The following is a 26,791-nucleotide window of genomic DNA, read 5'->3' on the forward strand; positions in this document are numbered from 1 at the left end:
CGCACCAGTGCATTGCTGCGCAGCATGGCGAAAACGCCTCGCGGCGGACGCCGGGGACAAAGCACGGCGGAGCGCGATTCCCGGGGCTCAATGGTCGCGCTGGAGCGCGTAGTCGGCGAGGGCGAAGAGCGCGTCGCGCGCGTCGGATGGCGGCAGTGCAGCGAGGTCGGCCTTGGCGGCATCGGCATAATGCTGCGCCTTCGCCTGCGCCCGCGCGATCGCGCCGGTGTCGCGGATCGCGGCGACGATGTTATCGAGCGAATCGAGTCCGCCCGTTTCGATCGCGTGGCGCAGGCTGGCGGCCTGTTCGGCCGGCGCGCTCTCGATCGCATAGATCAGCGGCAGCGTCGCCTTGCCTTCGGCGAGGTCGTCGCCGATGTTCTTGCCGAGCGTGCCGGCGTCGCTGACGTAGTCGAGCACGTCGTCGGCGATCTGGAAGGCGTAGCCGAGATTCAGGCCGTAGTCGTACAGCGCCTGCTCTTGCGCGGCGGGCATGCCGGCGAGCACGCCGCCGAGGCGCGTCGCCGCGGCGAACAGCACCGCGGTCTTGCGTTCGATGACGCGCAGATAGGCCGCTTCGTCGACGTCGGGATTGCGGATGTTGAGCAGCTGCAGCACCTCGCCTTCGGCGATGCGGTTGGTCGTGTCGGCGAGGATGCGCATGACCGGCATCGAGTCGAGTTCGACCATGAGCTGGAACGAGCGCGAATAGAGGAAATCGCCGACGAGCACGCTGGCCGCGTTGCCCCAGAGCGCGTTCGCGGTCTCGCGCCCGCGGCGCAGGTCGGATTCGTCGACGACGTCGTCGTGCAGCAGCGTGGACGTGTGGATGAACTCGATCACCGCGGCGAGCTGGACTTGATCCTTGCCGGAATAGCCGGCGGCCTGCGCGGCGAGCAGGTGCAGCATCGGCCGCAGCCGCTTGCCGCCGCCGCCGACGATGTGCTCGGCGATCCGGTTGATCAGGACCACGTCGGAGGCGAGCCGCGCGCGGATCAGCGCGTCGACCCGCGCCATGCCCGGCGCGGCCAGCGCCTGCGCGTCGGCGAAGCGAGTGACGGCGGATTCGGGAGGCAGGGCGCGGACGCTGGACATGAGCAGGGCAGGAAAATTATGCATGGATTGTAGCAGGCGAACGCGATTGTCCGTGCAGCCGTGCAGGCATTATCCTCGCCGCATGCCGAAGCAATACGACATGGGCGGCCGCGCCGGACGCGGTCAGGGCACCGGCGCGGCGCGCGCGCAATTCGCCGAGCCGCCGCCGAAACAGAATCTGCGCGAGCGTCTGGCGGCCCTGCGCAACGTGCCGCCGTACCTGCGCAGCATCTGGCGGACGAGCCGGCGGCTCAGCGTCGCCACGATCGCGCTGCGGCTGCTGCGCGCGCTGCTGCCGGTGGTCACGCTGTACGTCGGCAAGCTGATCGTCGACGAGGTCGCCCGGTTCGTGCAGGCGGGCGGCCACGCCGATCTGGCCGCGCGTTTCGCGAACGGCGAGCTGTACCGCCTGTGGTGGCTGCTCGGGTGCGAGTTCGCGCTCGCGGTCGCCGCCGACATCCTCGGCCGCATCGTTTCGCTGGTCGATTCGCTGCTCGGCGAGCTGTACACGAACGCGACCAGCGTGCGCCTGATGGAGCACGCGGCCTCGCTCGATCTCGAGGACTTCGAGGATGCCGACCTGCAGGACCGCCTCGACCGCGCGCGCCGCCAGGTCGCGATGCGCAACGCGCTGATGTCGCAGCTGCTCGGCCAGGCGCAGGACGCGGTCACGATCGTCAGCTTCGCCGTCGGCCTGCTCGTGTACACGCCGTGGCTGATCGCGCTGCTGTTCGTCGCACTCGTGCCGGTGTTCGTCAGCGAACTGCATTTCAACGCGGAAAGCTATGCGGTCAACCATCAGTGGACGCCGGAGCGGCGCGAACTCGACTACCTGCGCATGGTCGGCGCCAGCGCGACGATGGCGAAGGAGGTCAAGAGCTTCGGCCTGTCCGCGTTCCTCGTCGAGCGCTACAGGACGCTGTCGCAGGCGATCTACCGCGCCAACCGCCGGATCGCGCTGCGCCGCGCGGGCTGGGGCGGCGTGTTCACGACGGTCGGCACGATCGGCTACTACTCGGCCTACGCGCTGATCGCCTGGCGCACGGTGAACGGCACGTTCACGATCGGCGACCTGACCTTCCTCTCGGCGTCGTTCCGCCGCCTGCGCGGCCTGCTCGAAGGCCTGCTCTACGGATTCTCCAACGTCGCCGGGCAGGCGCTGTACCTCGACGACCTGTTTTCGTTCTTCGAGATCGAACCCGAGATCGTCTCGCCCGACAATCCGCTGCCGTTTCCGCATCCGATCCGCGACGGCTTCGTCTTCGAGAACGTCGGTTTCCGCTATCCGGGCGCCGAGCGCTGGGCCGTGCGCAATCTCGATTTCACCCTGAAGGCCGGCGAAGTCATCGCGCTGGTCGGCGAAAACGGCGCGGGCAAGACGACGATCGTGAAACTGCTCGCGCGCCTGTACGAGCCCGACGAAGGCCGCATCCTGCTCGACGGCCGCGATCTGCGCGAGTACGCGCTCGACGACCTGCGCGCGAACGTCGGCGTGATCTTCCAGGACTTCGTGCGCTACTACTTCACCGCCTCCGACAACATCGCCGTCGGCCGCATCGAGGGCCGCGAGGATGCGGAACGCATCGCCGCCGCCGCGCAAAGCGGCCTCGCCGACGGCGTGATCGCGAAGCTGCCCAAGGGCTACGCGCAGAGGCTCGGAAAACTGTTCCGCGACGGCGTGGAATTGTCCGGCGGCGAATGGCAGAAGATCGCGATCGCGCGCGCCTACATGCGCGATGCGCAGCTGTTGATCCTCGACGAGCCGACCGCGGCGCTCGATGCGCGTGCGGAGTTCGCCGTGTTCCAGCGTTTCAAGGATCTGGCTGAACGCAAGAGCGCGGTCATCATCTCGCACCGCTTCTCGACCGTGCGCATGGCCGACCGCATCGTCGTGCTCGAGCACGGGCGCATCATCGAGTCGGGGACGCACGCGGAATTGCTCGCGCGCCAGGGGCACTACGCCGAGCTGTTCGAGCTGCAGGCGGCGGGGTATCGTTGATCATGCCCGCCGCGTCCGCCGCATGACCGCACCTCTGGCCTTCTCCGACGAAGTGCGCCGTGCACGCGCCGATGCGCGGCCGCTGGTCGCGCTCGAGTCGACGATCATCACGCACGGCATGCCGTATCCGCAGAACCTCGAGACGGCGCGCCGCGTCGAGGCACAGGTGCGCGCGGCGGGCGCGGTGCCCGCGACGATCGCGGTGATCGGCGGGCGCATCCGCATCGGCCTGTCGGACGCCGAACTCGAAACGCTGGGCCGCGCGCGCGAGGTGATGAAACTGTCGCGCGCCGACCTTGCGGTTTGCCTGGCCGACGGCCGCACCGGCGCGACCACGGTCGCCGCGACGATGATCGCCGCCTCGCTCGCCGGCATCGACGTGTTCGCCACCGGCGGCATCGGCGGCGTGCATCGCGGCGCAGAGTCGTCGTTCGATGTTTCCGCCGACCTGCACGAACTCGCGCAGACGCGCGTGACCGTGGTCAGCGCCGGCGCCAAGGCCATCCTCGACTTGCCGAAGACGCTGGAAGTGCTGGAGACGCTCGGCGTGCCCGCGATCGCGGTCGGCCAGCGGGAATTCCCGGCATTCTGGTCGCGCTCGTCGGGGCTGGTCGCGCCGCTGCGGCTGGACAGCGCGGGCGAGATTGCGGCCGCGCATTTGATGCGCGCGCGCCTGGGCCTGCCCGGCGGCCAACTCGTCGCCAATCCGATTCCGCGCGAGGCCGAGATTCCGCGCGAACTGATCGTGCCGGTCATCGAGCAAGCGCTGGCCGATGCCGCGCGCGAGGGTATCGCCGCCAAGGCGGTGACGCCGTTCCTGCTGCAGCGCCTGTTTGATTTGACCGAGGGGCGCTCGCTTGCGGCCAACATCGCGCTGGTGCTCGACAACGCGCGTCTGGCAGCAGAAATAGCCGCCGAGATCGTGCGTCGGCGAACGGCTGATGCGGGGTCCGCATTATGATTTGTAAAGCCACCTCGAAAAATTCTTCTTTGCTCGTCACCCCGGTGGCTTTCACCAGCCGAAGGGCGGGTCAAGCCGAGATCCAGCGCCTGTGTCTTTCAAAGGCGTGAAAGTCACTGGATTCCGGCTTTCGCCGGAATGACGGAGTTTCTTGGGCGCCACAAATTTTCCGTTCCATTCGTACCGAGGGAAATTCGATGAAAGTGAACCGCATCGCCTTACTGTTTTCCGCCGCGTTTGTCGTATTTTCTTTCGCGGCCAGGGCCGACACGCCGCCGCTGACGCCCGACATCCCGAAAAACTTCAGCGTGCCGACGCAGAACTACGACTACGTCAAGCGCGTGGCGATGATTCCGATGCGCGACGGGACCAAGCTGTATACGGTCATCATGGTGCCGAAGGGCGCGCACAACGCGCCGATGATCCTGACGCGCACGCCGTACAATGCGGCCAAGCGCGCCGAGCGCGAGGTCAGCGGCAGCATGCTCGCATCCCTGCCGCAGGGCGACGAAGTGTTCGTCAAGTCCGGCTACATCCGCGTGTTCCAGGACGTGCGCGGCAAGCACGGCTCCGAAGGCGATTACGTGATGACGCGGCCGCTGATCGGCCCGCTCAACAATTCCAAGGTCGATCATTCCACCGACGCCTGGGACACGATCGACTGGCTGGTGAAGAACGTGAAGGAGTCGAACGGCAAGGTCGGCATGCTCGGTTCGTCGTACGAGGGCTTCACCGTCGTCATGGCGCTGGTCAACCCGCATCCCGCGCTCAAGGTCGCCGCGCCGGAAAGCCCGATGGTCGACGGCTGGATGGGCGACGACTGGTTCCACTACGGCGCGTTCCGGCAGCCCAATTTCGACTACATCTCGGGCCAGACCACCGCGCGCGGCGAGGGCAAGAAGATCGTGCGCGAAAGCTTCGACGACTACGACAATTTCCTGCGCGCGGGCTCGGCCGGCGATTTCGCGCGCGCGGCCGGGCTCGACCAACTCGGCTTCTGGCGCAAGATCACCGAGCATCCGGCCTACGACGGATTCTGGAGCGAACAGGCGCTCGACAAGACGATGGCGGCCACGCCGCTCAAGGTGCCGACGATGTGGCTGCAAGGCCTGTGGGACCAGGAGGACATGTGGGGCGCGATCCACAGCTATCCCGCGATGGAATCGAAGGACACCCACAACGACAGGAACTTCCTCGTCATGGGCCCGTGGCGGCACAGCCAGGTCAACTACGACGGCACCTCGCTCGGGCCGCTGCAATGGGACGGCGACACCGCGCTGCAGTTCCGTCGCGACGTGCTCAAGCCGTTCTTCGACCAGTACCTCGTCGACGGCGCGGCGAAAGCCGATACGCCGCCGGTATACATTTACAACACCGGCGAGAACCATTGGGACCGCTACGCCTCGTGGCCGCTGAGCTGCGCCGACGGCTGCGCGGCGAAGCCGAAGCCGCTGTACCTCGCCGCGAAGCAGGGCCTGTCGTTCGACGCGCCGGCCGCGGACGCGAACGCCTTCGACGAATACGTCTCCGACCCGGCCAAGCCCGTGCCGTACCAGCCGCGTCCCGTGCACTTCGCCGATCACGACGCGTGGACGCGCTGGCTCGTCGTCGACCAGCGCTTCGCCGACGGCCGCCCCGACGTGCTGACCTGGGTCAGCGAGCCGCTCAAGCAGCCGCTGCACATCGGCGGTGCGCCGCAGGTCAACCTCGTCGCCTCGACCAGCGGCAGCGACAGCGACTGGGTGGTCAAGCTGATCGACGTCTATCCCGACACTATGCCGTCGCGCCCCGAGATGGGCGGCTACGAACTCGGCATATCGATGGACATCTTCCGCGGCCGCTACCGCACGGGTTTCGAAAAGCCCGAGGCGATCGCCGCGAACCAGCCGCTGGTCTACCGATTCGGCCTGCCGACCGCGAACCACGTGTTCGAGCCGGGCCACCGCATCATGGTGCAGGTGCAGTCGAGTTGGTTCCCGCTCTACGACCGCAACCCGCAGACCTTCGTGCCGAACCTGTTCTTCGCCAAGCCGGGCGACTACGTCAAGGCCACGCAGCGCGTCTATCGCGGCGGCGCGAACGCGAGCTACGTCGAGCTGCCCGTGGCGCCGTAGTTCGGTTGTCCCCCTCGTTCACGCGGCGCGCGCGAACGAGAGGCAGGAGCCACCCGTCGGCGCGGGCGCGAACCGCTCAGGTTCCCGTTCGTCGGCTGCCGGATCGATGGCGGCGCATTCCGAACCAGCCGAGCGCCGCGGCGAGCGCGAGCAGCCCGATCGGCGCGAGCATCGGCGCCGCGACGGCTATGCCGTTCGCGGGAACGACGACGGCGGAGACGACCACGCTGACCGGATCGCTCGCGCTCGCGGCGTAATCGGCATCGCCCGAATACCGGGCGATGACGGTGTGCGTGCCGACGGCGAGGCTGCTGGTGGCGAGCGTTGCCGTGGTGCCGTTCAGCGACGCGCTGCCGAGCGCGGTGGCGCCCTCGAAGAAGGTGACGCTGCCGCCGGGGGCGGCGGCGATCGCCGCCCCGGGCTTGCCCGATTCGGCCGCGGCGCGCTCTTTCGCCGGAACGGCATTGAGAACCGACGCAGCGCCGACGGTGGCGACGAACTGGACGCTGTGCCCGAACGTGGCGCTGGTCGGGCTCGCGCTCAGCGTCGTGGTCGTGGCGACCTTGTCGGGCGGCGCCGGTCCGCCAACGATCTGCACGCACGGCGAGAACTCCGAGACGGGGTGCTGGAATCCGCCTGCCGGAATCGGCGCGAGGGCGACGCCGCTGACGTAGGCGTACGTCGATACGTCGAGGGCCAAGGCGTTGTGCCAGGTCCAGTCGGCGTGGCCGCTCGCATCGGTGGTCACCTCGACATACGCATGGTCGAGCGGAGCGGGGAAGCGGCTCTGGCCGAGGCGGCTCGCGTCGCATTGCGAATCGAACGCGAAGTAGATGTCGATCAGCGTGTTCGGGGTCGTGTCGATGCTGCCGCTGAAGGTGGTGCCATCGGTGGCATTCGAGGTCGCCGACGCGATCACGGGCGAGTTCTGGCCGAGGTTGGCGCCGCCGTCGGCGTCGCCGGGATCGTTCGGCGTCGGCCCCGCGGCCGCGATGTCGATCGCGAGTCCGACGTTGTCGGCGATGATGCTGCCGAGCACATCGACGTCGACCAGCGCATTGTCCTCGACGCGGACGCCGGCGCCGCCGTTGTGCTGGATCGCGTCCCAGTGGCCGGGATCGCCCTGCGCGGAACCGGCGTAGCGCAGGCCGTGGCCGGTGTTGCCGAGCGCGCTGCCGCCGACGCCGACGCCGACCCAGAGGAGGCCCGTGAGGTCGGCGCTGGCGCTGTCGTCGACATCGATGCCGTTGCCGCCGTTGGCGACGACGACGCAGATTCCGACCGACGCGCGCGCGCCGCCGCGCAGTTCGATGCCGTTGCCGCCGTTGCCGAGCGCGTGCGTGCCGCTGGCGTCGGCACCGATGTAGGCGTAGTCGCAGCCGACATCGGGACTCGATCCATTCGTCGAGGCGCCTTGCGCATGGACGCCGGCGCCCGTATTGCCCGAAACCAGCGTGAGGCTGGCCGGGCCGCCGCCGCCGATTCTGGGATAGACGTATCCGTCGTGGCTGACCTGGATGCCGACGCCGTTGCCGAGCGCGGACGTGCCGCTGGCGTCGGTGCCGATGTAATCGCCATCGATGTCGGCGAGGATGTAGCCGGTCAGCCGGATGCCGCTGCCGCCGAAGCGGTTGATGACGAGCCCGCTCAGCGTCACGTCGATCGAGCTGCTGTTTTCGAAGGCCAGGCCGTCCGCGCCTGCGCCGGCCAGGCTGCCGTCCAGCTCGATCAGCAGCACCGCGTTGCTGCCGCCGACGAGTGTGTGCGACGTATTGTTCTGCGGGCCACTCGCGATCGTGTTTGCCGTGGCGCCAGGCTGGGTGAAGCCGTCGATCGCCACGTCCTTGGCGATCGACGGCAGCGCCGACGCCGGCTGGATCGTATGCACGCCACTGCCGGCGATATTGAAGGCGATGGTGTCGCTGTCGCCGAACGTGCCGGGACTCTGCGCGATGATGTTCGGATCGCCCAGATCGCTGCCCGCGTTGACCGCCGTGATCGCCTCGCGCAGCGTGACCTTGCCGTCGTTCGGGGCGACGCCGTCGTCGGTCGAGTCGACGGTGATCGTGGCCGCGAAGACGGGGGCGGCCATCGCCAGGAACAGCACGCAGCACAGCGCGGCGCGCACGGTGCGGTTTGGGGTAGTCATCATTGCGATCCTCTGTATGTCGAACGAAGCATGCTTATACGATCTGCTGACAAAAGCTCTTGAGCCTGGTTGGATTCATCGACCTGCAAAAGCGCCCCCTTCAGTCGCTTCGCGACAGCTTCCCCCGCAAGCGGAGGAAGCGAAGATTTTCCTTCCCCTGCGCGCAGCGCAGGGGAAGGGGCCCGCAGGGCGGAAGGGGGCGCTCTTCCCTGCGTTTCTTCGTGTCGAGGTCTTTCGGTCTTGCTTTGTCAACCGATCGCATAAGCATGGAACGAAGGAACTGTTCGACATACCCATACAGGAAACGGCGCCGAATCCGGCAACGCACGCCACTCAAGCCCGCTCGCCCGCGAAAAGCGTGCGGGGGAGGGCTCAAGTTCGGAACACCGGCGTTGCCGCACGAAAACGGCCGCGCAGGTTACGGCTGCGCCGCCGCGACGAACGCCGCGGCGTGCCGGCGCCGCGGCCAGGCGGCCCGCTCGCGCGATTGCAGCGCCTGCATCTGCGTGCGCATCGCGGCGAATTCGCGGTTCAGCGCAGCGAGGTCCCCGGCGGCGGATTCCAGCGCGGCGACGCGCGCCTGCTGCGCCGCGAGTTCGCTGCGCAGCGCGTCGATCTGCGCGTCCTTGGCCGCGTTCGATTGCTTGAGCGTGGCCAGCGATTCTTCGAGTTTGGCATTGAGGCCCTGGATCGCCGCGAGCGCGACGCCGTCGGCATCGACGGTGCTGATGTGGCGTTCGTCCTCGCCGACCTCGAACGCCGCGCGGAAATCCTGCGCGATCGCGCCGATGTGGCGGATCGAAGGGTCCTGCTGCTTGTAGTGCCAGGTCGTCATCGGCATGGCGACGAGGCGGTCGAGCAGCGCGCGCGTATCGACCGGCGCGAACGCATCCTTGGCGGTGCGGTCGGAGAGCGTGCTCCAGGCGCCGGCGCCGTGGGTCAAGTGGACCCCAGGCCAGTCGCTCTGGTCCGCGGTGGCGGTACTGCCGGTGTAGAACGTCGTGCTGCTGTCGGCCAGCACCATGAACTGGTGTTTGTATGGATTGACCACCGGGGCAGTGCCGTCGCCGAAGACGAACGAGCCATCGGCCTCATTGCCGGCACCGTCGGAGTGGGTTTGGGCGTTGTTACCCATTGCCACAGAGCCTTGTCCACTCGCCGTCGTGAACTCGCCCATCGCGGTCGAAGAATCGCCGCTCGCCTTCGTGTTAAAGCCCATCGCGGTCGAATTGAAGCCGCTCGCCATGGTGCTAATGCCCATCGCGGTCGAATAGGAGTTGCTCGCCGTCGTGACTCTACCCATCGCGATCGAGTAGGGGCCGATGTTTCCGTCGTTCCATTCCGTGGAATCGACGAATCCAGCGCGAAACGCCGCCTTGGCCGGATACCACATCATGCGTGCGCCAGTTCCTTCTGCCGGAATGCTGCCCGTACTCAAGGTGCCGCTCGCTAGCAGACCGCCATCGGCAAAGGCTTGCAGCAGATTGTTTGCCGCCGCTGTATTCGTGCTGTCGTAACGCAATGTCTGGTTGACCGTGCCGGCGGGCAGCGTCGCGCCGCTGGCGCTCGCGCAGACCCAGCCGCTGCCGTCCCACTGCGCGATCTGGTTCGCGTCGCAGGTTTGCGGTAATCGATACGTCGGCGCGACGGCGAACGTGGTGCCGGTCAGGGTCAGGCCGGTGGAGGCGGTATAGGCCGGGCCGCTGCCGCCGCCAGCGCACGGGCCGAGCAACCCCGCGCCGCTGATGCACAGGCCGGTGGATTGCGCCGCGCTGGCGGGCACGCCGGGCAGCGTGATCGCACCGGACTCCTGCACGCGCAGGCGCTCGTTGGCGCCGGCGGCGTCCTTGACCACGAAGCCGCTGCCCGCGGCGGGCTGCACGGTGACGTCGGCGCCGCGTGCGGCGGTGCCGGCGATCAGCGTCGTGGCGATGGCGGCGCAGAGTTTCGTGAGGTTGGGCGACATGGGCGGCTCCTTCGGTTCGATGCGTGATTTCTTGTCTGTTCGTCGTTTCTTTTGCCCGTCATTCCCGCGCGCTCCTGGCGGGAATCGTAGGGGCGCGGTTCATCGCGGCCCCGCGGGCGGATTGCGGCGTTTCCATGCGAAGGCGCCGAGCAGCGCGGCGAGCAGCAGGGCGGCCCAGCGCCGGCGCGGGCACGGGCGCGCCGCCGCCGGAGACGATTACGGCGGTGACGAACCAGTTGGTCAGATTGCCGCCGTCGACCGATTGGAAACTGGCCGCCGATCCGGGCGCGATGGTCGCGCCGCTGGCCTTGTCGTCGCGCGCGTCGACCCAGGCGATGGTCTGCGCCGCGGCCGTGCTCACGTTCAGCAAGGCCTGCTGGCCGGCCGCGGAACTGAGCACGCCGAGCAGATGGCCGGCCGCGCCTTGCAGGGTCAGCGCGTGCGCCACGCTTTGCGTCAGAGCGGCCGGCAGCACGAGCTGCTTGCCGGTCGCGCTGGCGACGACGAGGTCGTAGAAGCTCGTCGCGCCGGAGACGGTGCTCGTGCCGCCGCCGCAGGCATCGACGATCGACACGCGGCTCGCGCCCGGCACGAACGCGCCCGCATCGGAAAAATCGCCGCCGAGCGCGAACCGACCGGCGCCAGCGGTGAGGCTGCCGCCGGTGATGGCAAGGTTCGCGATCCCGGCGACGCTGCCGCTGCCGCTTGCGGCGGAACCGGCGATGATCCAATCCGAACAGCCGAGGTCGAGCGCGCCGTCGCCGACGTGGAGCGACGAGCCCGCGCCGACCGTGAGCGCAGCCAAGGCCGGCGCGCTCGCGAGGGTCGACAGCATCGCCGCCGCGGCGATCGCCGCGCCGCGGCGCGCGGATTTCGTGGTCATCGCTCGTCTCCCGACGGGGGAAGGCTGTGCTGCCTGTCGCCGGACCACGAGGCTTCGTCGACGGTCACGTCGAGGTGGCGCGGAGTCCTCGACAGGTCGAGCAGGAACACGATCGTGGCGTCACCGCCGGTCTGCTGGATGGTCTGCATCGCGCGCGTCAGCCGGGTGGTGAAGGCCGGCAGGCGCGGATAGCTGCTGGTCACGCGCACGGTGTTCGGCGCGGTGCGCTCGACCGTGATCGTGACGCCGGACTGCGAGCTGCCGTGCGAATCGGAAATGACCTCGCCGAAGTAGACGCCCGCCGCGGCGTCGGCGAGATCGGGGCGCCGCTTCGCGTGCGGCTTGCCCTCGTCGGCGGCGCCGGCATTGAAGAGGACGATTGCCGCGAGCGCGAGGGCGATGGCGGCGATGCGGCGCAGGCCGGCTCTTCTGGAACGATGGATGGACGAATCCATGAAGCGCACTCCTCACAGTGTCGTAAGCAGGTTCAGGTAGAAATTGGCGATCTGGCCGCCGCCGGTGGCGCTCATGCTCTGGCGCAATTTGTTGAACTCCTCGCGAGCTGCGTCCTCGATGAATTTCTGGATGCCCGAGACCAGCGTCGAGGAGGCGACGAGGCGCCAGCTCAGCGTGCCCTGGGCGACCGAATTCCAGTTCGCGGCGATGCGCGGATCGTTCTTCGCCACGCTCCAGTTGTGGTCGCGATGGCGCCCGAACACGGTTTCGGTGCCATCCACGCGATGGCCGGCGACGCCGTAGCCGAACGTCTGCCCCGACGGCGTGGTCACCACCGCGGCAAGGCTGTAGCGGATGTTCAACCCGCCAGAGTTGTGCACGTGGCCGGCGAACACGTAGTCGCCGTTGCGCTTCATCACGATGTCCACCCAGCCGCCGATCGGCGCCCAGCCGTCGGTGTACAGGTTGGAGCGCAGGTGGATTTCCGGCGGCGCGGCGGGGGCGGCCGGCAGGTCGTGGGCGAGCACGAACAGGTATCCGTAAGCCGAGTGGCCGCCGCCGAACGGGCAAACGCCCTTGCCCGGAAAACCGTCGTAGAACATCGCATGGCACTTCTGGCAGAAACGCCAGAGATCCTGGTGGTTGCCGTCGCCGGCGACGTCGTGCGGCAGACGGAAGCGGAATCCCTGCGCGCGGTGCCCGCCGCCGGCCACGCAGCGGCCCTTGTCCGCGGAGCCGTCGTAGAACATCTCGAAGCACTTGTCGCAGAAGCGCCAGTTGATCTGCGCCTTCGGGATTTCGGGCAGGTCGCCGTAGTCGAGCACGAAGTGGAATCCCGACGCCTCGTGGCCGCCGCCGGCCGGGCAATGCCCCTTGTTCGCGATGCCGTTCCAGAACAGGACGCCGCATTTGCGGCAGTAGCGCCAGGCGCCCTGCGATGCGGAGTCGGCCAGCGCTTCGCGCGTAAACAGGGAAAACAGCAGCGGCGCAGCGAGCAGCGGCGCGCTCTCGCGCAGGAATTCTCGTCGGTTGGTCATGGTCATTTCGTTGGCCTCGCTGGGTGTTGGCGGTAACTACCGGAACATCTATTCGTCATTCCGGCTTTCGCTGGAATGACGATGTCTGGTGTCGCGGCACTGGCTGCGCATCGAGTGGAATCGGGTTTGGGTGTCGGGCGGCACGGGCATTTCACGGGTCCTCGGAATCATCGTCCTGCTCTGTCGCTGCCTGCTTGCGCTGGCGGCTGCCTTGGCCGCGCAGCAGGTCGCTCGCGCGGGCCTGCGCGGACCGCGCGCCCGACGACGCCTGCCGGCCGGTCCAGGCGAGTTCCGTGCCGTCGGCCAGTTGGCCCGCGCCGGTGAAACTCCGGCCGTCGGGCGCGAGGGTCAGCATGATGTCGCCCTGCTGGCCCGACACCGAAATGCTCAGGTGGAGATAGAGCTTGCCGACGGCGGAGCCGTTGACGATCTTGAGTACGGGCGGCGTCACCGTGGCGGCGATCTTGTCGTCCTTCTGGCCGCCCGCGAGCTTGCCCAGCAGCTTTTTGGCCAGGTCCTTCTTGGCCGGATGGAAGTTGACGGCGAACGCCGTGCCGTCGTCCGCGCTGACGTTCCAGTCGCCGCGGAACGGGTCGCGCGGCAGGGGACGCTGCGGCGGCGATCGGTTCGATCGCGCAGGCGGCGTGTCGGCCGGCTCGTCCCGCGCGGACGAGTCGTCGTCGGACGCATCGGCCTGCGTGGATGGCATGTCGTCGTCCGCATCCGCGGCCTGCCGGGACTGCGGCGTCGGCGCATCGTCGTCCTGCTCGGTTTGCTGCGGTGGCGCTTGGCTGCGCCGGGTCTTCTGTGGCGATGCGCCGGCCGCGACGGCCAGAGCGAGCGCGATGGCGAGCCCAATCTTCAATACGCCGGTTTTCGACATGTCGGTCAGCTCCTGGAATGGTGCGGCGCGGTCGCCGCATTGCCTGCCTGCAATGGAGATACAGCAAACGGCGCGCAATCCGGCAACGCCGCGCGCCGGCGCGGTCACTTGCAAGTCACGCGGGAAAGCGCAGTATCGCGGCCTGCGGAGTGTTCTTGCGGGGGACGGACGTGCAACGCGAGCGCTGGGAGCGGCTGGAACGGTTGTTTGCGCAGGGTTTGACGCTGCCGGAGACGCAACGCGCGGCCTGGCTCGCGCGCGCCTGCGGCGACGATGCCGAACTGCGCGGCGAAGTCGAGGCATTGATGCGCGCCGACGCGACCACCGGCGTGCTCGACATGCCCGTGCTCGCGGGCGGCGGCGCCGAGGCCGAAGGCATCGCGCCCTCGCTCGCCGCGGGCACGCGCATCGGCGCCTGGCGCATCGAGAAACTCGTAGGCCGCGGCGGCATGGGCGAGGTCTATGCCGCGACGCGCGCCGAAGCCGGGTTCAGCCAGCGCGGCGCGCTCAAGCTGCTGCGCTTCGAGGCGATCGACGAACTCGCGCGCTTCCACGCCGAGCGGCAGATTCTCGCCCGCCTCGATCATGCCGGCATCGCGCGCCTGCTCGACGGCGGCGTCGCGCCCGACGGGCGCCCGTACACGGTGATGGAATTCGTCGAAGGCGTCTCGCTGATCGACTGGTGCAACGCGCGCCGCGCGCCGCTGGAGCAGCGCCTGGATCTGTTCGCGCAAGTGTGCGACGCGGTCGCCTACGCGCACCGCAACCTCGTCATCCACCGCGATCTGAAGCCGGGCAACACGCTCGTCGACGCCGAGGGCAAGGTCAAGCTGCTCGACTTCGGCATCGCCAAGCTGCTCGATGCGGGCGCATCGGCGGCCGGCGCCGATTCGCCCGCGACGATCGCGCCGTTCACGCCCGACTACGCCGCGCCCGAACAGCTGGCCGGCGAGCCGGTGACGACGGCGACCGACGTGTACGCGCTCGGCGTCCTGCTGTTCGAGCTGCTGACCGGCGAACGCCCGCTGCGCCTGCGCGGCCTGCCGTCCACGCAGGCGCTCGCGCTGCTCAACGACCGCGAGGCGCCGCTGGCCAGCCGCGCGGTGCGCGACAAGGCCGGCGCGCCGGTACCGGCCGGCGCGCTGGCCGGCGATCTCGATGCGATCGTGGCCAAATGCCTGCGCCGCGAGAGCGCGCATCGCTACGACACGGTCAACGGCCTCAAGCTCGACCTGCAGCGCCATCGCGCGCGCGAGCCCGTGCTCGCGCGCGACGGTGCGCACCTGTACGTGTTCGGGCGCGTGCTGCGCCGCTATCGCTGGGCCGTCGCCGCGGCCGCCGCGCTGATTCTCGCGCTCGCGGCGGGGCTGGCCGGCACGCTCTGGCAGGCGCGCCGGGCCGAGACGCAAGCGCGCACGGCGATGGCCGTGCAGGCGTTCGTCACCGACCTGTTCCGCGCCAATTCCGGCAACCAGAAGGACCCGGTCAAGGCGCGCGCGACCACGGCGCGCGAACTGCTCGATCTCGGCGCGAACAAGATCGACGCCGGGATGAGCGACGCGCCCGCGGCGAAGCTGAGCGTATCGAACCTGCTCGCCGACCTCTACGATCAACTCGCGCTGCGCAAGGAGGAGATACGCCTGCGTCGCCAGGCGGTCGAACTCACGCGCAGCCTGTACGGCGCCGATTCCGCCGAACTCGTCGGTGCCTTGAGTGCGCTGGCCGGCGCGATGCACGGCACCGACGCCGCGGGCGAACGCGAACCGCTGCTGCGCGAGGCGCTGGCGATCCTCGATCGCAACGGCGACCGCGATTCGGAACTGCGCGGCCGGCTCTTGCAGAAGTTCTTCGAACTCTACGAGATCCACGACCCCGCCAAGGCGCTCGACTACGCGCGCCAGAGCGTGCGTGTGCTCGCGACCCATCCTGCGTCCGCGGACCTCGCCGAAGCCTGGTACGTACAAGGGCTGGCGGAAACGCAGGACCACAAGCCAGCGCAGGCGGTGGCCTCGCTGAACCGCGCGATCGAGATTTCCGGCGCCGTGCAGGGCGTGCCGAACCCCAAACTCATCGTCATGTACTACCAGCTCGCGGAGACGCAGTCGGCTTTGCAGGATTTCGACGCGGCCGAGCGCAGCGCGCGGCAGGCGCTGCAGATGGCCCTGGCGATCAACGGCGAGGACCACATCGACGCCGTGCGCACGCGCATGATGCTGGGCGAGGCACTGCTCGCCAGCGGCCGCGTGCGCGACGGGCTCGACCTGCTGGCGCTCGCCAAACGCGGCGTGCTGAAACTGGCCGGCCCGGACGATCCGTTCCACACGCCGCAGGTGCTCACCGCCAGCGGATTGTGGCAATCGGACATCGGCGACGTCGCCGAGGGACTTGCCGACCTGCAGGCCGTCATCCCGGTCCGCCGCCGCGAGTACGGCGACATTCCGCACGTCGCCGACATGATGTGCCGGGTCGCGACCGACCTGACCGATCTCGGCCACTACGACGAGGTCGGGCGAACGCTCGACGAAGCGGCCCGGATCTACGAAGCGAAAGGCGTCAAGCCCGGCACGCCGCGCTACAACGCCGTCACGAAGGCGCGCCTGTGGCTGGCCCTGGCGCAGGGCCGCATCGACGAAGCGCACCAGCGGCTCGGCGAAATGGTCGTCGATCCCGCCGCGAAGGACGCCCCGGCGCAACAAATCGGCAAGTGGCTGCTCGAAGCGGAAATCGCGATGGAAACAGCCAATGTCGCGAGCGAAGTGGAGACGCCGCTGGCGAACGCGCGCGCCGAAATCGAACGCAGCGGACTCGTCGCGAACCGCAAGCTCTATCTCTCCAGCGCCGACCTGATCGAGGGCGAATCGCGCCTGAAACGCCACGATGCGGCTGCGGCGCTGCCGCTGTTGCAGCGCGCGCTCGCCGTGCGCGAGGAATTGCTGGTCGCGCCCAATCCGCGCCTGGCCGAAGCGCAGACGCTGCTGGCGACCTGCTATCTGGAACTGGGCAAGCCGCGGGAAGCGCGCGAACTCGCCGCGTCGGCCGCCGCGATCGAAGCGCACTACGCCCAACTCGGCGAACGCTACCGGCGTCCGTTGGCCGAGTTGCAGGCGCGGCTGCAGACGGCAGCGAAACCGGCGCCGCGCCTCGCGGCGCAGAAGCGCGGTTGACGTTGGATCAGTCCATGCTCATACGATCTGCCGACAACAGCTCTTGAGCCTGGTTCGATTCATCGATCGGCAAAAGCGCCCCCTTCAGTCGCTTCGCGACAGCTTTCCCCGCAAGCGGAGGAAGCGAAGATTTTCCTTCCCCTGCGCGCAGCGCGGGGGAGTGGGTGCCCGAAGGGTGGAAGGGGACGCTCTTGCCTGCGTTTCTTCGTCTCGACGTCTTTCGATCTTGCTTTGTCAACCGATCGTATAAGCATGGATCAGTCGTTCTCCGCGCCGGCCATCTCGCGGTGCAGCCACGCGCGCGCGAGCGCCCAGTCGCCGCGCACGCTGCGCTCGGAAATGCCGAGCGCGCGCGCGGTTTCGGCGTCGCCGTAGCCGGCGAAGTAGCGGCATTCGACGACTTGCGCGAGACGCAGCGACTCCTTCGCGAGCCGACCCAGCGCGTCGTTGAGCGCGAGGATCGACGCGTCGGTCTCGATCGCGACGTCGAACGCCGTCGTCAGCGGCAGCGCTTCCTCGCCGCCGCCGCGCTTGGCGGCCTGGCGCATCGCGGCGTGATTGACCAGCGCGTGGCGCATCGCCAGCGCCGCCGCGCGCAGGAAGTGGGAATCGGTCTCCCAGGGCTGTCCGCGGCGCAACTTCAGGTACGCCTCGTTGACCAGCGCCGTCGTCTGCAACGTGGTGCCGGCGCCGACGCGATGGCGTTCGCGCTGGGCGAGGCGGCGCAGGTCGTCGTAGAACAGAGGGAAAAGCCGGTCGGCGAGCGCGCGCGCGTCCGCGGGCAACGCCGCGTTCCAGTCGTCGAGGAAGTCGATCGCCAAGTCGTTCATGCCATTCCGTATCGGCCGCGCCGCCGTGCGTTCCCGGCCGCCGCATGATAGCGCCAAATCGCCGCCGGCCGGCACCGGCGCGTCCGCGTTCTCCTACGCGCACCGCCTGCGCTTTCGGACGAAGGCGGCGCGCGCGCATGCTATGATTCGTCTCACGCAATCGCGCCGGACCGGAGGCAGGAACACATGGCACGCGGCATCAACAAGGTCATTCTCGTGGGCAACCTCGGCGCCGATCCCGAAACGCGCTACATGCCCAGCGGCAACGCGGTCACCTCGATCCGCATCGCGACGAGCGAATCGTGGAAGGACAAGCAGACCGGCGAGCAGCAGGAACGCACCGAGTGGCATCGCGTCGAGTTCTTCGGCCGCCTCGCCGAGATCGCCGGCGAGTACCTGAAGAAGGGCCGCCAGGTCTACGTCGAAGGCCGCCTGCGCACCGACGAATACGAGAAGGACGGCATCAAGCGCTACTCGACCAAGATCGTCGCCGACGAGATGCAGATGCTCGGCGGCCGTGAAGGTGGCGGCAGCGAAGGCGGCGGTTATGGTGGCGGCGCGCAACGCGAGCGCGGTCCCGCGCGCGGTCCGCAGTCCGCGCCCGCTTCCGCGCCGCGCAGTTCGCCGGCGCCGATGCCGGCCGATAATTTCGACGACGACGACATTCCCTTCTAGTGTTCGGGCTTGCCGCCTTCGCGCAGGGGCGGAATCGGGCGGCACGCATGCGCCGCATGAACTGGCGCGGCTTTCTGGCGGGCCTCGCGGTGTGCATGGGTGCGCTGTGTTCGGCCGCACCCTCGATGCCGCCGGCGGACGCGGACCCTGCCGCGGGCCTCGCCGATTCGGCCGCGCTGCGCGCAACCGTGTTCGGTACGCCGCCGCAGGAGATGGCGCCGCTGCCCGAAACGGTACCACTGACCGAGATCGACGTCGCACTGCCGTGGCGGCTGCCGGTTCCCGACGTATTCTGGTTCAACCGCCGCCTGCGCGCGTGGTTCTCGGCACAGCCGCACGCAGCGCCGCTGGCCGTCGTCATCGCCGGCACCGGCAGCGGCGGCAACTCGTCGAACAACGCGACGCTGCGCGCGGTGCTCTACGGCGCGGGCTATCACGTGCTCACGCTGCCGTCGCCGACGTTCCCCGGTTTCATCGTCGCGGCCTCCCATACCGGCGTCGCCGGCGACCTGTGGCAGGACAGCCAGGATCTCTATGCCGTGATCCAGGTGCTGCGCGCGAACCTGCCGCGCGAGGTGAAGATCGACGCGATCGACATCGTCGGCACCAGCCTCGGCGGCGCGCACGCCGCGGTCGTGAAGGCGATCGACGCACGCGAGCACCTGCTCGGCATCCGCCGCGCGGTGATGATCAATCCGCCGGTCAGTCTGATCGCCTCGATCGGCCGGCTCGACAAACTGTTCGCGCAGAGCATCGGCACGGACGACCGCGCGGTCGAGCGCCTGTACCAGCGCCTGTACGCGCAACTGGCCAACGCCTACCGCGCGTCCGCCGCGGTGCAGCTCGACGCGAACTTCCTGCTCGGAACAGCGGCGTCGGTGCTGAAGACGGACCGGGAATTCTCCGCCGCGATCGCGCTCGTGTTCCGCGTCGCCCTCGTCAACCTGTTCTTCGCGGGCGACCTCTACGCGCACACCGGCATCGTCGTCGATCCCGCGCATCCGCCCAGGGTGGGCGACGATCTCGAGCACTACGCGCGCGATCTGCGCGGCAAGACCTTCGCGCAGTATTTCGACGGCGTGTTCGTGCCGTACTACACCAAGCACCGCGCCGGCGCGACGAAGCAATCGCTGGTCATGCAGAACCGGCTCGACATCATCGGCGACGAACTGCGCAACGATCCCGATTACTACGCGATGACCAACCGCGACGACCTGATCCTCGACCACGAAGAATTGGCCTGGCTCGAGCGCACGCTCGGCACGCGTATCGCCGTGTACGACCATGGCGGGCATCTGGGCAATCTCGGCGAGCGCCGACAAGTCGCCGATCTGCTGTCCATGCTCGACGGGCGCTGGCACGGAGGCTCGCGATGAAGGCGCCGATGTTCTTGCTCGCCCTTGTCGCGCTTGCCGCTTGCACGACCAAGCGCGTCGAGTTGCGCACGCTCGCGCCCGATCGCCCAGCCGAGACGAACGCGGCCGCCGCGGAACGATATGCCGCGTTCGCAGAAGCTGCGAAGGCCGCCACGGAAACGCGAAACGATGCAGCAACGCCGCCGCTGCCACAGGTCACGCCCGCCGACGCACCCTCGTTGCGCACCTACGATCCGTGGGAGCGCATGAACCGTTTCACCTACCGCTTCAACGCGCGTTTCGACGAGGCGGTGTTCTTCCCGGTCGCCAACGCGTATCGGCGCCTGCCGCTGCCCCTGCAGCGGGGTGCGCACAATTTCTTCGCCAATTTGGCCGAAGTGGACAGCGTGATCAACTACGCGCTGCAAGGACGCCTCGTCCACGCCGCGCGCAGCATCGGCCGTTTCCTGGTCAACAGCACGGTGGGCGTCGCCGGCCTGTTCGACGTGGCGGCGAAGCTGCGCCTGCCCGCAGCGCCGACGGGGCTCGGCACGACGCTGGCGAAGTGGGGCATGCGGCCGGGGCCATACCTCGTGATTCCGTTCGTCGGACCGTCGACGCTGCGCGACGGCGTCGGCTTCTTCGGGGACATCGGCACGTCCTGGGCGGTGAACGTAGGCGGCTTGTACGACAGCAGCAACCGCTCCTGGGCGCTTGGCACGGCCAATGCGATCGACCAGCGCGCGAACGTCGACTTCCGCTACTACGAAACCGGCTCGGCGTTCGAATACGAGGCGGTGCGCTTCCTCTACGTGCGCAAGCGCCTGATCGAGGACGAGGGCCTGCATGCGGCGCCGTTGCCGCGTGAACCCGGCAAGGAGGCCGGCCAATGACGCGCTCCGCGAGGCGATGGCGGCATTCCGTGATGGTCGTGCTGGCCGCGCTCGTGCTCGCATTGCCGGCCTGCTGGGGCGCGGCCACGCTGTGGTACCAGTTGCCGTGCGCTACCGCCGTGCGCATCGTCGGCGTCGCCCTGTGGGCGGTGCTGTGTCTTGTGCTGCTCGTGGTCGCCTGGCGCGGCCAGGCGCTCGTTGCCGCGTCGGGTTTCGTCGTGGCGTTCGCCGCGCTGCTGCTGCGGTGGCAGGCGATCGCTCCGTCGAACGATCGCGCCTGGGCCGACGACGTCGCGCGCGGCGTCACCGGCACGGTCGATGGCGACACGGTCACGCTTGCCGGCGTGCGCGACTTCGACTGGCGCGCGGAAAACGACTACGCGCCGCGCTGGGAAACGCGCCGGTACGATCTCGCGCAGCTCGAATCGACCGACTTGATCCTGTCGTATTGGATGGGGCCTGCGATCGCGCACACGCTGGTGTCATTCGGCTTCGCCGACGGCGCGCACGTCGTGTTCTCGGCCGAGATCCGGCGCGAACGCGGCGAGGCATTCTCCACGATCGGCGGATTCTTCAAGCAATTCGAACTCGTGCTGATCGCCGCCGACGAGCGCGACATCGTGCGCCTGCGCACCAACGTGCGCGGCGAGGACGTATATCTGTACCGGGTGAACATGCCCAAGCCGGCGATGCAGGCGCTGTTCCGCGCCTACGTCGCCGAGGGCAACGCGCTCGCCGCGACGCCGCGCTTCTACAACACCGTGACGACGAACTGCACCACGCTGATCTACCACATGATGCGCAGCATCGTCGGCAACCTGCCGCTGGACTGGCGCCTGCTGCTCTCCGGCCATCTCGACGAGTACGTCTACGCGCGCGGCGCGCTCGACGCGCGCTATCCGCTCGCGCGACTGCGTGCGTTCGGCCGCATCGGCGACCGCGCGCGCGCGTCCGACCGCGGCCCGGAATTCAGCGCCGACATTCGCCGCGGCATCCCCGAATTGCCGCACTAAGGCGGAACGACACGGGCGCCGGCTTGCGCGACGGATCGCTGCGACGGCCTATACTTCGTGCATTCCCTTCGCACCTGCGACACGCATGATCGACGACGAAGCCGGCTCCGTGCCGGCGCAAGCGCCATCGCGGCGACTCAACAAATTCATCGCCGAGACCGGCTACTGCTCGCGGCGCGAAGCCGACCGGCTCATCGCCGAGCGTCGCGTCATGCTCAATGGCGAGCCCGGCGGCATCGGCAGCCGGGTGAACGAAGGCGACGAAGTGCGGGTCGACGGCCAGCCCCTGCAGCAACGGCGTACCGGCACGCGCGGACGCAGGCACGTCTACATCGCGCTCAACAAGCCGGTCGGCATCACCTGCACGACCGAGCGCGAGGTCAAGGGCAACATCGTCGATTTCGTCGACCACGCCGAGCGCATCTTTCCGATCGGCCGGCTCGACAAGGATTCCGAAGGGCTGATCCTGCTCACGAGCAACGGCGACATCGTCAATGAGATCCTGCGCGCGGAAAACCGCCATGAGAAGGAATACCTCGTCGGCGTGAACCGGCCGGTGACGCCGGAGTTTCTCGCAGGGCTCGCGCGAGGCGTGCGCGTGCACGGGCAGATGACGAAGCCGTGCAAGACCGCGCGCATCGCCAAGTTCGGTTTCCGCATCGTGCTCACGCAGGGCCTGAACCGGCAGATCCGCCTGATGAGCGAGGCGTTCGGCTATCGCGTGACGCAACTGCGTCGCGTGCGCATCGTCAACGTCAAGCTCGGCGCGCTCAGGCCCGGGCAGTGGCGCAACCTCACCGAGCAGGAACTGCGCGGGCTGCTGCCGCAGCGCACGGACTGGTAGGCGCGGTGCATGCCCGGACGTGCGATCCGAATTGCCGCGGCGCGTTGGCCGAGGGAATTTTTCGCTATCATTGCGCATCGATTCGCGGCAGACGACAACCATGCGCACCCTGATTGCCCTCGTCCTGCTCGCCGCCGCGCCTTTGGCGCAGGCGCAGGCGCCCGCCACCAAACCCGTGACCAAGCCGGCCGTTCCTGCGGCTGCCGCCAAACCGGTCGAGCCCGCCGCGCTGCCGCAGGTGGTGCTGCACACGACGCAGGGCGAGATCACCCTGGAACTGCGTCCGGACAAGGCGCCGAAAAGCGTCGACAATTTCCTCGCCTACGTGAAGGACGGCTTCTACGACGGCACCATCGTCGACCGCGTCATTCCGGGATTCCTCGTCCAGGGCGGCCGCTTCACGCGCGACATGCAGCAGAAGCGCACACGCCAGCCGATCGCGAACGAGGCGAACAATGGCCTGCCCAACCTCAAGTACACGATCGCGGTCGCGCGCAACAAGGACGACCCGCTGTCCGGAAGTTCCGGCTGGTTCATCAACCTCGTCGACAACAAACGCCTCGACTTTACCGCCGAAACCAACGGCCTGACCTGGGGCTATGCGGTGTTCGGCAAGGTGATCAAGGGCCAGAACGTGATCGACAAGATCGCGGCCCTTCCCACCGGCGCGGCCGGCCCGCTCAAGTCCGACGTGCCGACTACGCAAGTCGTGATCGAGAAGGCGGAACTCGTGCCGTGACCGCGCCCCCGCCGCGATGACCGCGCTGTTCATCTCCGACCTGCATCTCGACCCGCAGCGGCCCCATATCGTGGATTTGTTCGCCGCGCTGCTCGCCGGCGAAGCGCGGCGCGCGGACGCCCTCTACATCCTCGGCGACTTGTTCGAGGCGTGGATCGGCGACGACGACGATGCCGCGCTGCCCGCGCGCGTCGCGCAGGCCACGCGCGCGCTGCGCGACGCCGGCGTGCCGGTGTACTTCATGCACGGCAATCGCGATTTCCTGCTCGGTGCGGACTACGCGGCGCGCGCGGGGATCACCCTGCTCGCCGATCCGACCGTGATCGAACTCGGCGGCGAGCGCACGCTGCTGATGCACGGCGACACGCTCTGCACCGACGACGTCGAATACCTGAAGTTCCGCGCGCTCGTGCGCGATCCGCGCTGGCAGGCGCAGTTCCTGTCGAAGCCGCTTGCGGAACGCCGCGCGTTCGCCGCGCAGGCGCGCGGCGAGAGTCGCAGGCACACGTCCGTCGCCCGCCCCGAGATCATGGACGTGAACCAGGCCGCCGTCGCGGCCGCGATGCGAGCGCACGGCGTGCGCAAGTTGATCCACGGCCACACCCATCGCCCGGCCACGCACCGTTTCGAACTGGACGGCCAAACGGCCGAACGCATCGTGCTCGGCGACTGGTACGAGCAGGACAGCGTGCTGCGCCTCGGCTGATCGCGCGCGCTGCGCAGGCGCGATCGAAAATGCTCAGGCCTGCTCTTGGGCGGACAGCGTCGTCGGAACAGCGCCTTCGCGCAGCCGTTCGAACATCGACTGCAGCGAGCGGCCGAACAGTGGAGCGCGCGGCACGACGAAGGCGAGCCCGCGATCGATCAGGTCGTCGAGGTCGGCGCGGTTTTCTTCGCGCCATAGGGTGCCGTCGGTCTTGACCAAAACCGTGCGCCCGGTAAACGAGCCGATCCACGACACCTTGCCGCGGCCGTTGCGGACGGGCGCGCCCGCCGCCGCATCGGCAGCGTCCGTCTCGCCGGCCTCGCTTTTGAATTCTATCCAGTCGCCCACCGCCCAACGCGCGGGCGCGGCATTGCCGGGAACCGACCGCACCGGGGACGACGACGCCGGTTGCGATGCCGCCTCGGCCGGCGCGGACTCGGGGATCGGCGGTACGACCGCGGTGCGAGCGGCCGTGTCCATCGATTCGGCGATCTGAGCCTGTGCGACGGGCGCAGCCGTCATGCCTTCGTACCAATCCCATTTCGCCGCCGCATCATCGACCGCGCGACCGATGCGGATCTCGGCCCAGCGCCGGAACGTGGCTATCCAGCGTGTGCGCGCCTCGGCCGGTGCCGGCCCCTCGGCCAACACCGCGTTCCATGCGCGCTCGATGGCCGGCCAGTCGCGATCGAACTCGGCCTGCGTCTTGGCATCCGCGTGCCCGTCGAGCAAGGCGACGATCGCGTCGAGCCTGCGTTCCAGCGAAGACGCTTCGTACGAGCGCTCGCCATGCTCCTGGCCGATGCGCACCTGATGGTTGACCCAGAGCAGCGACAAGGCATGGCGCAAGCCGTCGGGCATGACCTTGCCCTCGAGCCGCTCGCGCATTTTTGCGGTTGCCGCAAGGCGGATGCGGTGCAGGCGCGCGCGCTCGGTGGCCGCGTCGACCGGTGTCGATGCCGCTTGCTGCGCCGCCAGCGCCGGCTTCGCGACCGCTGTCGCTTCCTGCGCAACGACGGCGGTCACGCCGCTCGCTGCCTGTTTTACGCTGGCGAGGAATTCGGCCAGTTCGGACTCCGACGCGGCGGCTTCGTTCGCCGCCGGAGCCCGTGCCTCGGCCTCGGCCAACGCCACCGCAAGTTCCTGTTCGCGCGCGGCCGCTCGTTGCGCGAGCGCGTCGGACCAGGCGCGAAAACGCACCCATTCGTCTTCGAAAAAGCCGCGCGTGATGTCGTGATTGCCGACGATGCGCGCGACCAGCGAATGCATCTTGAGCATGCGTTCGGCGAGCATGGGATTGTCCGGCGTGCAGGTCTTGCCGACTTCGGCGAGGCGATCCATCAACGCGCGCGCCGGATGCTCCGCGTCCGAGAACAGCGCCGGATCGACGAGGGCCAGGCGCAGATACGGCAATTGCAGGCGCGAAAGCAGCGCCTGCACGGCGCTGGGCAGCGCCCGATCCTTTTGGATGAAACCGAACATCATTGCCACCATGTCGATGACGTCCTCGTGTTCGCCGAATGCCACGCCTTGCGGCTGGTCGGCGGATTCCGGAGGTGCACCGCGCTGCGCCGTCGCGCCGCCGCGGATGTGATGGTCGAGGGACCGCCGCAACTCGTCCTTGAGCATCCCCGGATTCCAGCTCTCCTCCTCCGCATCGCCGACCCAGGACGCGGGCAATTCGGGCGGCGGTAGCGAGGCCAGCACCTCCATGAGCGTGCGCAGATCGAGTGCCCGCGGAACGGCGGGCGCCGCAGGCACGTTCCACGCGGAAGCACCGGCGTGGGCGAGCGCCGCGGCACCGCTGGCAACGTAGCGCGCCAGCCGGCGATGCTCGAGCAGCGCGCGTACCGACGCGGTCAGGCGCGCTGGATCCATTTCGCTGGCGAAGCCGTTCAGCGCATGGGCGTGACCGTGGGCGTCGAACAAGCCGCCTGCGGCCGCATCGGCAAGATCGTGGGCCACGCGCGCCTGGGAATCGAACGCAGGCACGGTTTCCAACCAGGCGCGGTCGCCCCATTCTGCGGCAGCGGCAGCGGAATCGTTCCGCGGCGCCGGCGACCGCGCGGCCGCGGGCCGCGACGCCGCCATTGGAGACCAGTTCCATTGCGGCGCGACGCCACCCTGCATCAGCAGGCGGTTGAGCTCCTGGCAGATCACGCCGATCGTGCCCATCACCACGCGATCGAACAGTTTGAACGCGACCAGCGTCACTTCGACGGGCAGGCCCGGAACGTCATCCATCGACTGCGCGAACGTCTTCATCAACAACGACGGCGCGGCCGGTACTTCGCCCTCCTCCACTTCGGCGCCCTTGCGCAGCAAGGTCAGGCGGTGCACCAAAGGCGGTAATTCCATGCGGCACAATGCGGCGCCGCGCGCCACGGCGGTTTCCACGGCAAGCTTGCGTTCCAGCGTCTTCTCGTCGATCAGCGCCAAATCCGCGAAGCTCGCATCCGCGGCCGCGGTTTCGTCGCGCCGGGAGACAAGGCGCGGCTTGAATGCGCCGGGAGCCAGCGGCCGCAGCGCGTTCCAGCCCTCGTCCAGCCTGTCGAACCAAGCCTGGACCAACGCCTCGCGGCTCCGGCGCAGGATGCGCATGCCTTCAAAGAATTGCTGGAACGAGGAACCGGAACGATCGAACAGCGCGTCGTCGAGTTTTTCGAACAGCGAGGACACCAGCGGCCTGAGCAGGTCGATCTGCGTTCTGCTCAACCGGCTCCACCAATCCTGCCCGTGCCCGGAATCGTGCGCCGCTCCCGGCGAAGAGGCGGATGAGTGCGTGGTGTACACGGAGGTCGACATGGCCATGACCGCTTCTTCGAAAGAAGGACCGTGCCTTGCCCTCGGGCCAAGCGACGATCAGGAGACTTTGCCCCGATCATAGGCAAACGGCATACCGCGGTTCGTGACGACGTTGGCCGTTCTTTTCAACAAGAATTGACGGACTTGGCAGTTTACGCGACGAAGCGGCCATCGCCGGCACCGCGCTGCGTTTGGCGATCCGGACTGGATGAGTCGACATCCTC

20 protein-coding genes are annotated in these 26,791 nt (G+C 68.5%); 11 read left to right on the forward strand and 9 right to left on the reverse strand.

Annotated features, from left to right (window positions below; all coding sequences use genetic code 11):
• Positions 1 to 87 precede the first annotated feature (87 nt).
• Positions 88 to 1,095, reverse strand: a complete 1,008-nt coding sequence (locus tag QM741_RS00510; RefSeq protein ID WP_415205810.1) for a polyprenyl synthetase family protein — start codon at positions 1,093 to 1,095, stop codon at positions 88 to 90.
• Between the two features lie 100 nt (positions 1,096 to 1,195).
• Here QM741_RS00510 and QM741_RS00515 point away from each other — a divergent pair, with 100 nt between their 5' ends.
• The 3 genes from QM741_RS00515 to QM741_RS00525 all read left to right on the forward strand — a co-directional run bounded on the left by QM741_RS00515 (position 1,196) and on the right by QM741_RS00525 (position 6,169).
• Positions 1,196 to 3,094 (forward strand): ABC transporter ATP-binding protein, encoded by a 1,899-nt coding sequence (locus tag QM741_RS00515; RefSeq protein ID WP_415209046.1) that lies wholly within the window; start codon positions 1,196 to 1,198, stop codon positions 3,092 to 3,094.
• Between the two features lie 22 nt (positions 3,095 to 3,116).
• A complete protein-coding gene (locus tag QM741_RS00520; RefSeq protein WP_415205811.1) occupies positions 3,117 to 4,055 on the forward strand; it encodes a pseudouridine-5'-phosphate glycosidase in 939 nt (312 codons plus the stop codon).
• 197 nt (positions 4,056 to 4,252) lie between these two features.
• Positions 4,253 to 6,169 carry a CocE/NonD family hydrolase gene (locus tag QM741_RS00525; protein ID WP_415205812.1) on the forward strand — a complete coding sequence of 639 codons (1,917 nt, stop codon included), beginning with the start codon at positions 4,253 to 4,255 and terminating at the stop codon, positions 6,167 to 6,169.
• A 76-nt stretch (positions 6,170 to 6,245) separates the two neighbouring features.
• Here the strand turns inward: QM741_RS00525 and QM741_RS00530 are convergent, their stop codons facing one another.
• The 6 genes from QM741_RS00530 to QM741_RS00555 all read right to left on the reverse strand — a co-directional run bounded on the left by QM741_RS00530 (position 6,246) and on the right by QM741_RS00555 (position 13,543).
• Entirely contained in the window at positions 6,246 to 8,318 is a 2,073-nt protein-coding gene (locus QM741_RS00530; protein ID WP_415205813.1) for an Ig-like domain repeat protein, read from the reverse strand.
• 418 nt (positions 8,319 to 8,736) lie between these two features.
• Complete coding sequence (locus QM741_RS00535) at positions 8,737 to 10,284, reverse strand: tail fiber domain-containing protein (RefSeq protein WP_415205814.1); 1,548 nt, start codon at positions 10,282 to 10,284, stop codon at positions 8,737 to 8,739.
• Positions 10,285 to 10,342: 58 nt separating this feature from the next.
• A complete protein-coding gene (locus tag QM741_RS00540) occupies positions 10,343 to 11,167 on the reverse strand; it encodes a hypothetical protein (protein ID WP_415205815.1) in 825 nt (274 codons plus the stop codon).
• Positions 11,164 to 11,622, reverse strand: coding sequence for a hypothetical protein (locus QM741_RS00545; RefSeq protein WP_415205816.1), 459 nt, complete (start codon positions 11,620 to 11,622; stop codon positions 11,164 to 11,166). Before QM741_RS00545 ends, QM741_RS00540 begins: the two co-directional genes overlap by 4 nt.
• Positions 11,623 to 11,634: 12 nt before the next feature.
• Entirely contained in the window at positions 11,635 to 12,660 is a 1,026-nt protein-coding gene (locus tag QM741_RS00550) for a hypothetical protein (RefSeq protein WP_415205817.1), read from the reverse strand.
• A 151-nt stretch (positions 12,661 to 12,811) separates the two neighbouring features.
• Complete coding sequence (locus QM741_RS00555) at positions 12,812 to 13,543, reverse strand: hypothetical protein (RefSeq protein WP_415205818.1); 732 nt, start codon at positions 13,541 to 13,543, stop codon at positions 12,812 to 12,814.
• A 155-nt stretch (positions 13,544 to 13,698) separates the two neighbouring features.
• Between QM741_RS00555 and QM741_RS00560 the strand changes: the two genes are divergently transcribed.
• Positions 13,699 to 16,707: a protein kinase domain-containing protein gene (locus tag QM741_RS00560; RefSeq protein WP_415205819.1), complete on the forward strand. Its 3,009-nt coding sequence runs from the start codon at positions 13,699 to 13,701 to the stop codon at positions 16,705 to 16,707.
• Between the two features lie 257 nt (positions 16,708 to 16,964).
• On the opposite strand, the gene QM741_RS00565 is transcribed toward QM741_RS00560, so the two are convergent.
• Positions 16,965 to 17,537, reverse strand: coding sequence for an ECF-type sigma factor (locus QM741_RS00565; protein WP_415205820.1), 573 nt, complete (start codon positions 17,535 to 17,537; stop codon positions 16,965 to 16,967).
• A 186-nt stretch (positions 17,538 to 17,723) separates the two neighbouring features.
• Between QM741_RS00565 and ssb the strand changes: the two genes are divergently transcribed.
• The 7 genes from ssb (at position 17,724) to QM741_RS00600 (ending at position 23,762) form a co-directional block, all read left to right on the forward strand.
• A complete protein-coding gene (ssb, locus tag QM741_RS00570; RefSeq protein ID WP_415205821.1) occupies positions 17,724 to 18,212 on the forward strand; it encodes a single-stranded DNA-binding protein in 489 nt (162 codons plus the stop codon).
• Between the two features lie 47 nt (positions 18,213 to 18,259).
• The gene (locus QM741_RS00575; RefSeq protein WP_415205822.1) at positions 18,260 to 19,588 is read left to right on the forward strand and encodes a hypothetical protein; all 1,329 of its coding nucleotides are present in this window, start codon (positions 18,260 to 18,262) and stop codon (positions 19,586 to 19,588) included.
• A complete protein-coding gene (locus tag QM741_RS00580; RefSeq protein ID WP_415205823.1) occupies positions 19,585 to 20,460 on the forward strand; it encodes a VacJ family lipoprotein in 876 nt (291 codons plus the stop codon). The genes QM741_RS00575 and QM741_RS00580 overlap by 4 nt, the downstream gene beginning before the upstream one ends.
• Positions 20,457 to 21,473, forward strand: a complete 1,017-nt coding sequence (locus QM741_RS00585; protein ID WP_415205824.1) for a DUF4105 domain-containing protein — start codon at positions 20,457 to 20,459, stop codon at positions 21,471 to 21,473. Before QM741_RS00580 ends, QM741_RS00585 begins: the two co-directional genes overlap by 4 nt.
• 85 nt (positions 21,474 to 21,558) lie before the next feature.
• Positions 21,559 to 22,317, forward strand: coding sequence for a pseudouridine synthase (locus QM741_RS00590; protein ID WP_415205825.1), 759 nt, complete (start codon positions 21,559 to 21,561; stop codon positions 22,315 to 22,317).
• A gap of 100 nt (positions 22,318 to 22,417) precedes the next feature.
• A complete protein-coding gene (locus QM741_RS00595) occupies positions 22,418 to 23,056 on the forward strand; it encodes a peptidylprolyl isomerase (protein WP_415205826.1) in 639 nt (212 codons plus the stop codon).
• Positions 23,057 to 23,072: 16 nt separating this feature from the next.
• Positions 23,073 to 23,762, forward strand: a complete 690-nt coding sequence (locus QM741_RS00600; protein ID WP_415205827.1) for a UDP-2,3-diacylglucosamine diphosphatase — start codon at positions 23,073 to 23,075, stop codon at positions 23,760 to 23,762.
• Between the two features lie 33 nt (positions 23,763 to 23,795).
• On the opposite strand, the gene QM741_RS00605 is transcribed toward QM741_RS00600, so the two are convergent.
• Positions 23,796 to 26,567, reverse strand: a complete 2,772-nt coding sequence (locus QM741_RS00605; protein ID WP_415205828.1) for a DUF1631 family protein — start codon at positions 26,565 to 26,567, stop codon at positions 23,796 to 23,798.
• Between the last annotated feature and the right edge of the window lie 224 nt (positions 26,568 to 26,791).

It is taken from the genome of Rudaea sp., from assembly GCF_047601565.1.
GTDB lineage: Bacteria > Pseudomonadota > Gammaproteobacteria > Xanthomonadales > Rhodanobacteraceae > Rudaea.

What these genes read in the sequence shown, in the direction of transcription:
- QM741_RS00555 (WP_415205818.1), bottom strand. Translation starts at nt 13,543, where the DNA reads ATGTCGAAAACCGGCGTATTGAAGATTGGGCTCGCCATCGCGCTCGCT.
- QM741_RS00550 (WP_415205817.1), bottom strand. Translation starts at nt 12,660, where the DNA reads ATGACCAACCGACGAGAATTCCTGCGCGAGAGCGCGCCGCTGCTCGCT.
- QM741_RS00540 (WP_415205815.1), bottom strand. Translation starts at nt 11,167, where the DNA reads ATGACCACGAAATCCGCGCGCCGCGGCGCGGCGATCGCCGCGGCGGCG.
- ssb (WP_415205821.1), top strand. Translation starts at nt 17,724, where the DNA reads ATGGCACGCGGCATCAACAAGGTCATTCTCGTGGGCAACCTCGGCGCC.
- QM741_RS00530 (WP_415205813.1), bottom strand. Translation starts at nt 8,318, where the DNA reads ATGACTACCCCAAACCGCACCGTGCGCGCCGCGCTGTGCTGCGTGCTG.
- QM741_RS00585 (WP_415205824.1), top strand. Translation starts at nt 20,457, where the DNA reads ATGACGCGCTCCGCGAGGCGATGGCGGCATTCCGTGATGGTCGTGCTG.
- QM741_RS00515 (WP_415209046.1), top strand. Translation starts at nt 1,196, where the DNA reads ATGGGCGGCCGCGCCGGACGCGGTCAGGGCACCGGCGCGGCGCGCGCG.
- QM741_RS00600 (WP_415205827.1), top strand. Translation starts at nt 23,073, where the DNA reads ATGACCGCGCTGTTCATCTCCGACCTGCATCTCGACCCGCAGCGGCCC.
- QM741_RS00535 (WP_415205814.1), bottom strand. Translation starts at nt 10,284, where the DNA reads ATGTCGCCCAACCTCACGAAACTCTGCGCCGCCATCGCCACGACGCTG.
- QM741_RS00510 (WP_415205810.1), bottom strand. Translation starts at nt 1,095, where the DNA reads ATGTCCAGCGTCCGCGCCCTGCCTCCCGAATCCGCCGTCACTCGCTTC.
- QM741_RS00575 (WP_415205822.1), top strand. Translation starts at nt 18,260, where the DNA reads ATGCGCCGCATGAACTGGCGCGGCTTTCTGGCGGGCCTCGCGGTGTGC.
- QM741_RS00580 (WP_415205823.1), top strand. Translation starts at nt 19,585, where the DNA reads ATGAAGGCGCCGATGTTCTTGCTCGCCCTTGTCGCGCTTGCCGCTTGC.
- QM741_RS00595 (WP_415205826.1), top strand. Translation starts at nt 22,418, where the DNA reads ATGCGCACCCTGATTGCCCTCGTCCTGCTCGCCGCCGCGCCTTTGGCG.
- QM741_RS00545 (WP_415205816.1), bottom strand. Translation starts at nt 11,622, where the DNA reads ATGGATTCGTCCATCCATCGTTCCAGAAGAGCCGGCCTGCGCCGCATC.
- QM741_RS00520 (WP_415205811.1), top strand. Translation starts at nt 3,117, where the DNA reads ATGACCGCACCTCTGGCCTTCTCCGACGAAGTGCGCCGTGCACGCGCC.
- QM741_RS00565 (WP_415205820.1), bottom strand. Translation starts at nt 17,537, where the DNA reads ATGAACGACTTGGCGATCGACTTCCTCGACGACTGGAACGCGGCGTTG.
- QM741_RS00605 (WP_415205828.1), bottom strand. Translation starts at nt 26,567, where the DNA reads ATGTCGACCTCCGTGTACACCACGCACTCATCCGCCTCTTCGCCGGGA.
- QM741_RS00525 (WP_415205812.1), top strand. Translation starts at nt 4,253, where the DNA reads ATGAAAGTGAACCGCATCGCCTTACTGTTTTCCGCCGCGTTTGTCGTA.
- QM741_RS00590 (WP_415205825.1), top strand. Translation starts at nt 21,559, where the DNA reads ATGATCGACGACGAAGCCGGCTCCGTGCCGGCGCAAGCGCCATCGCGG.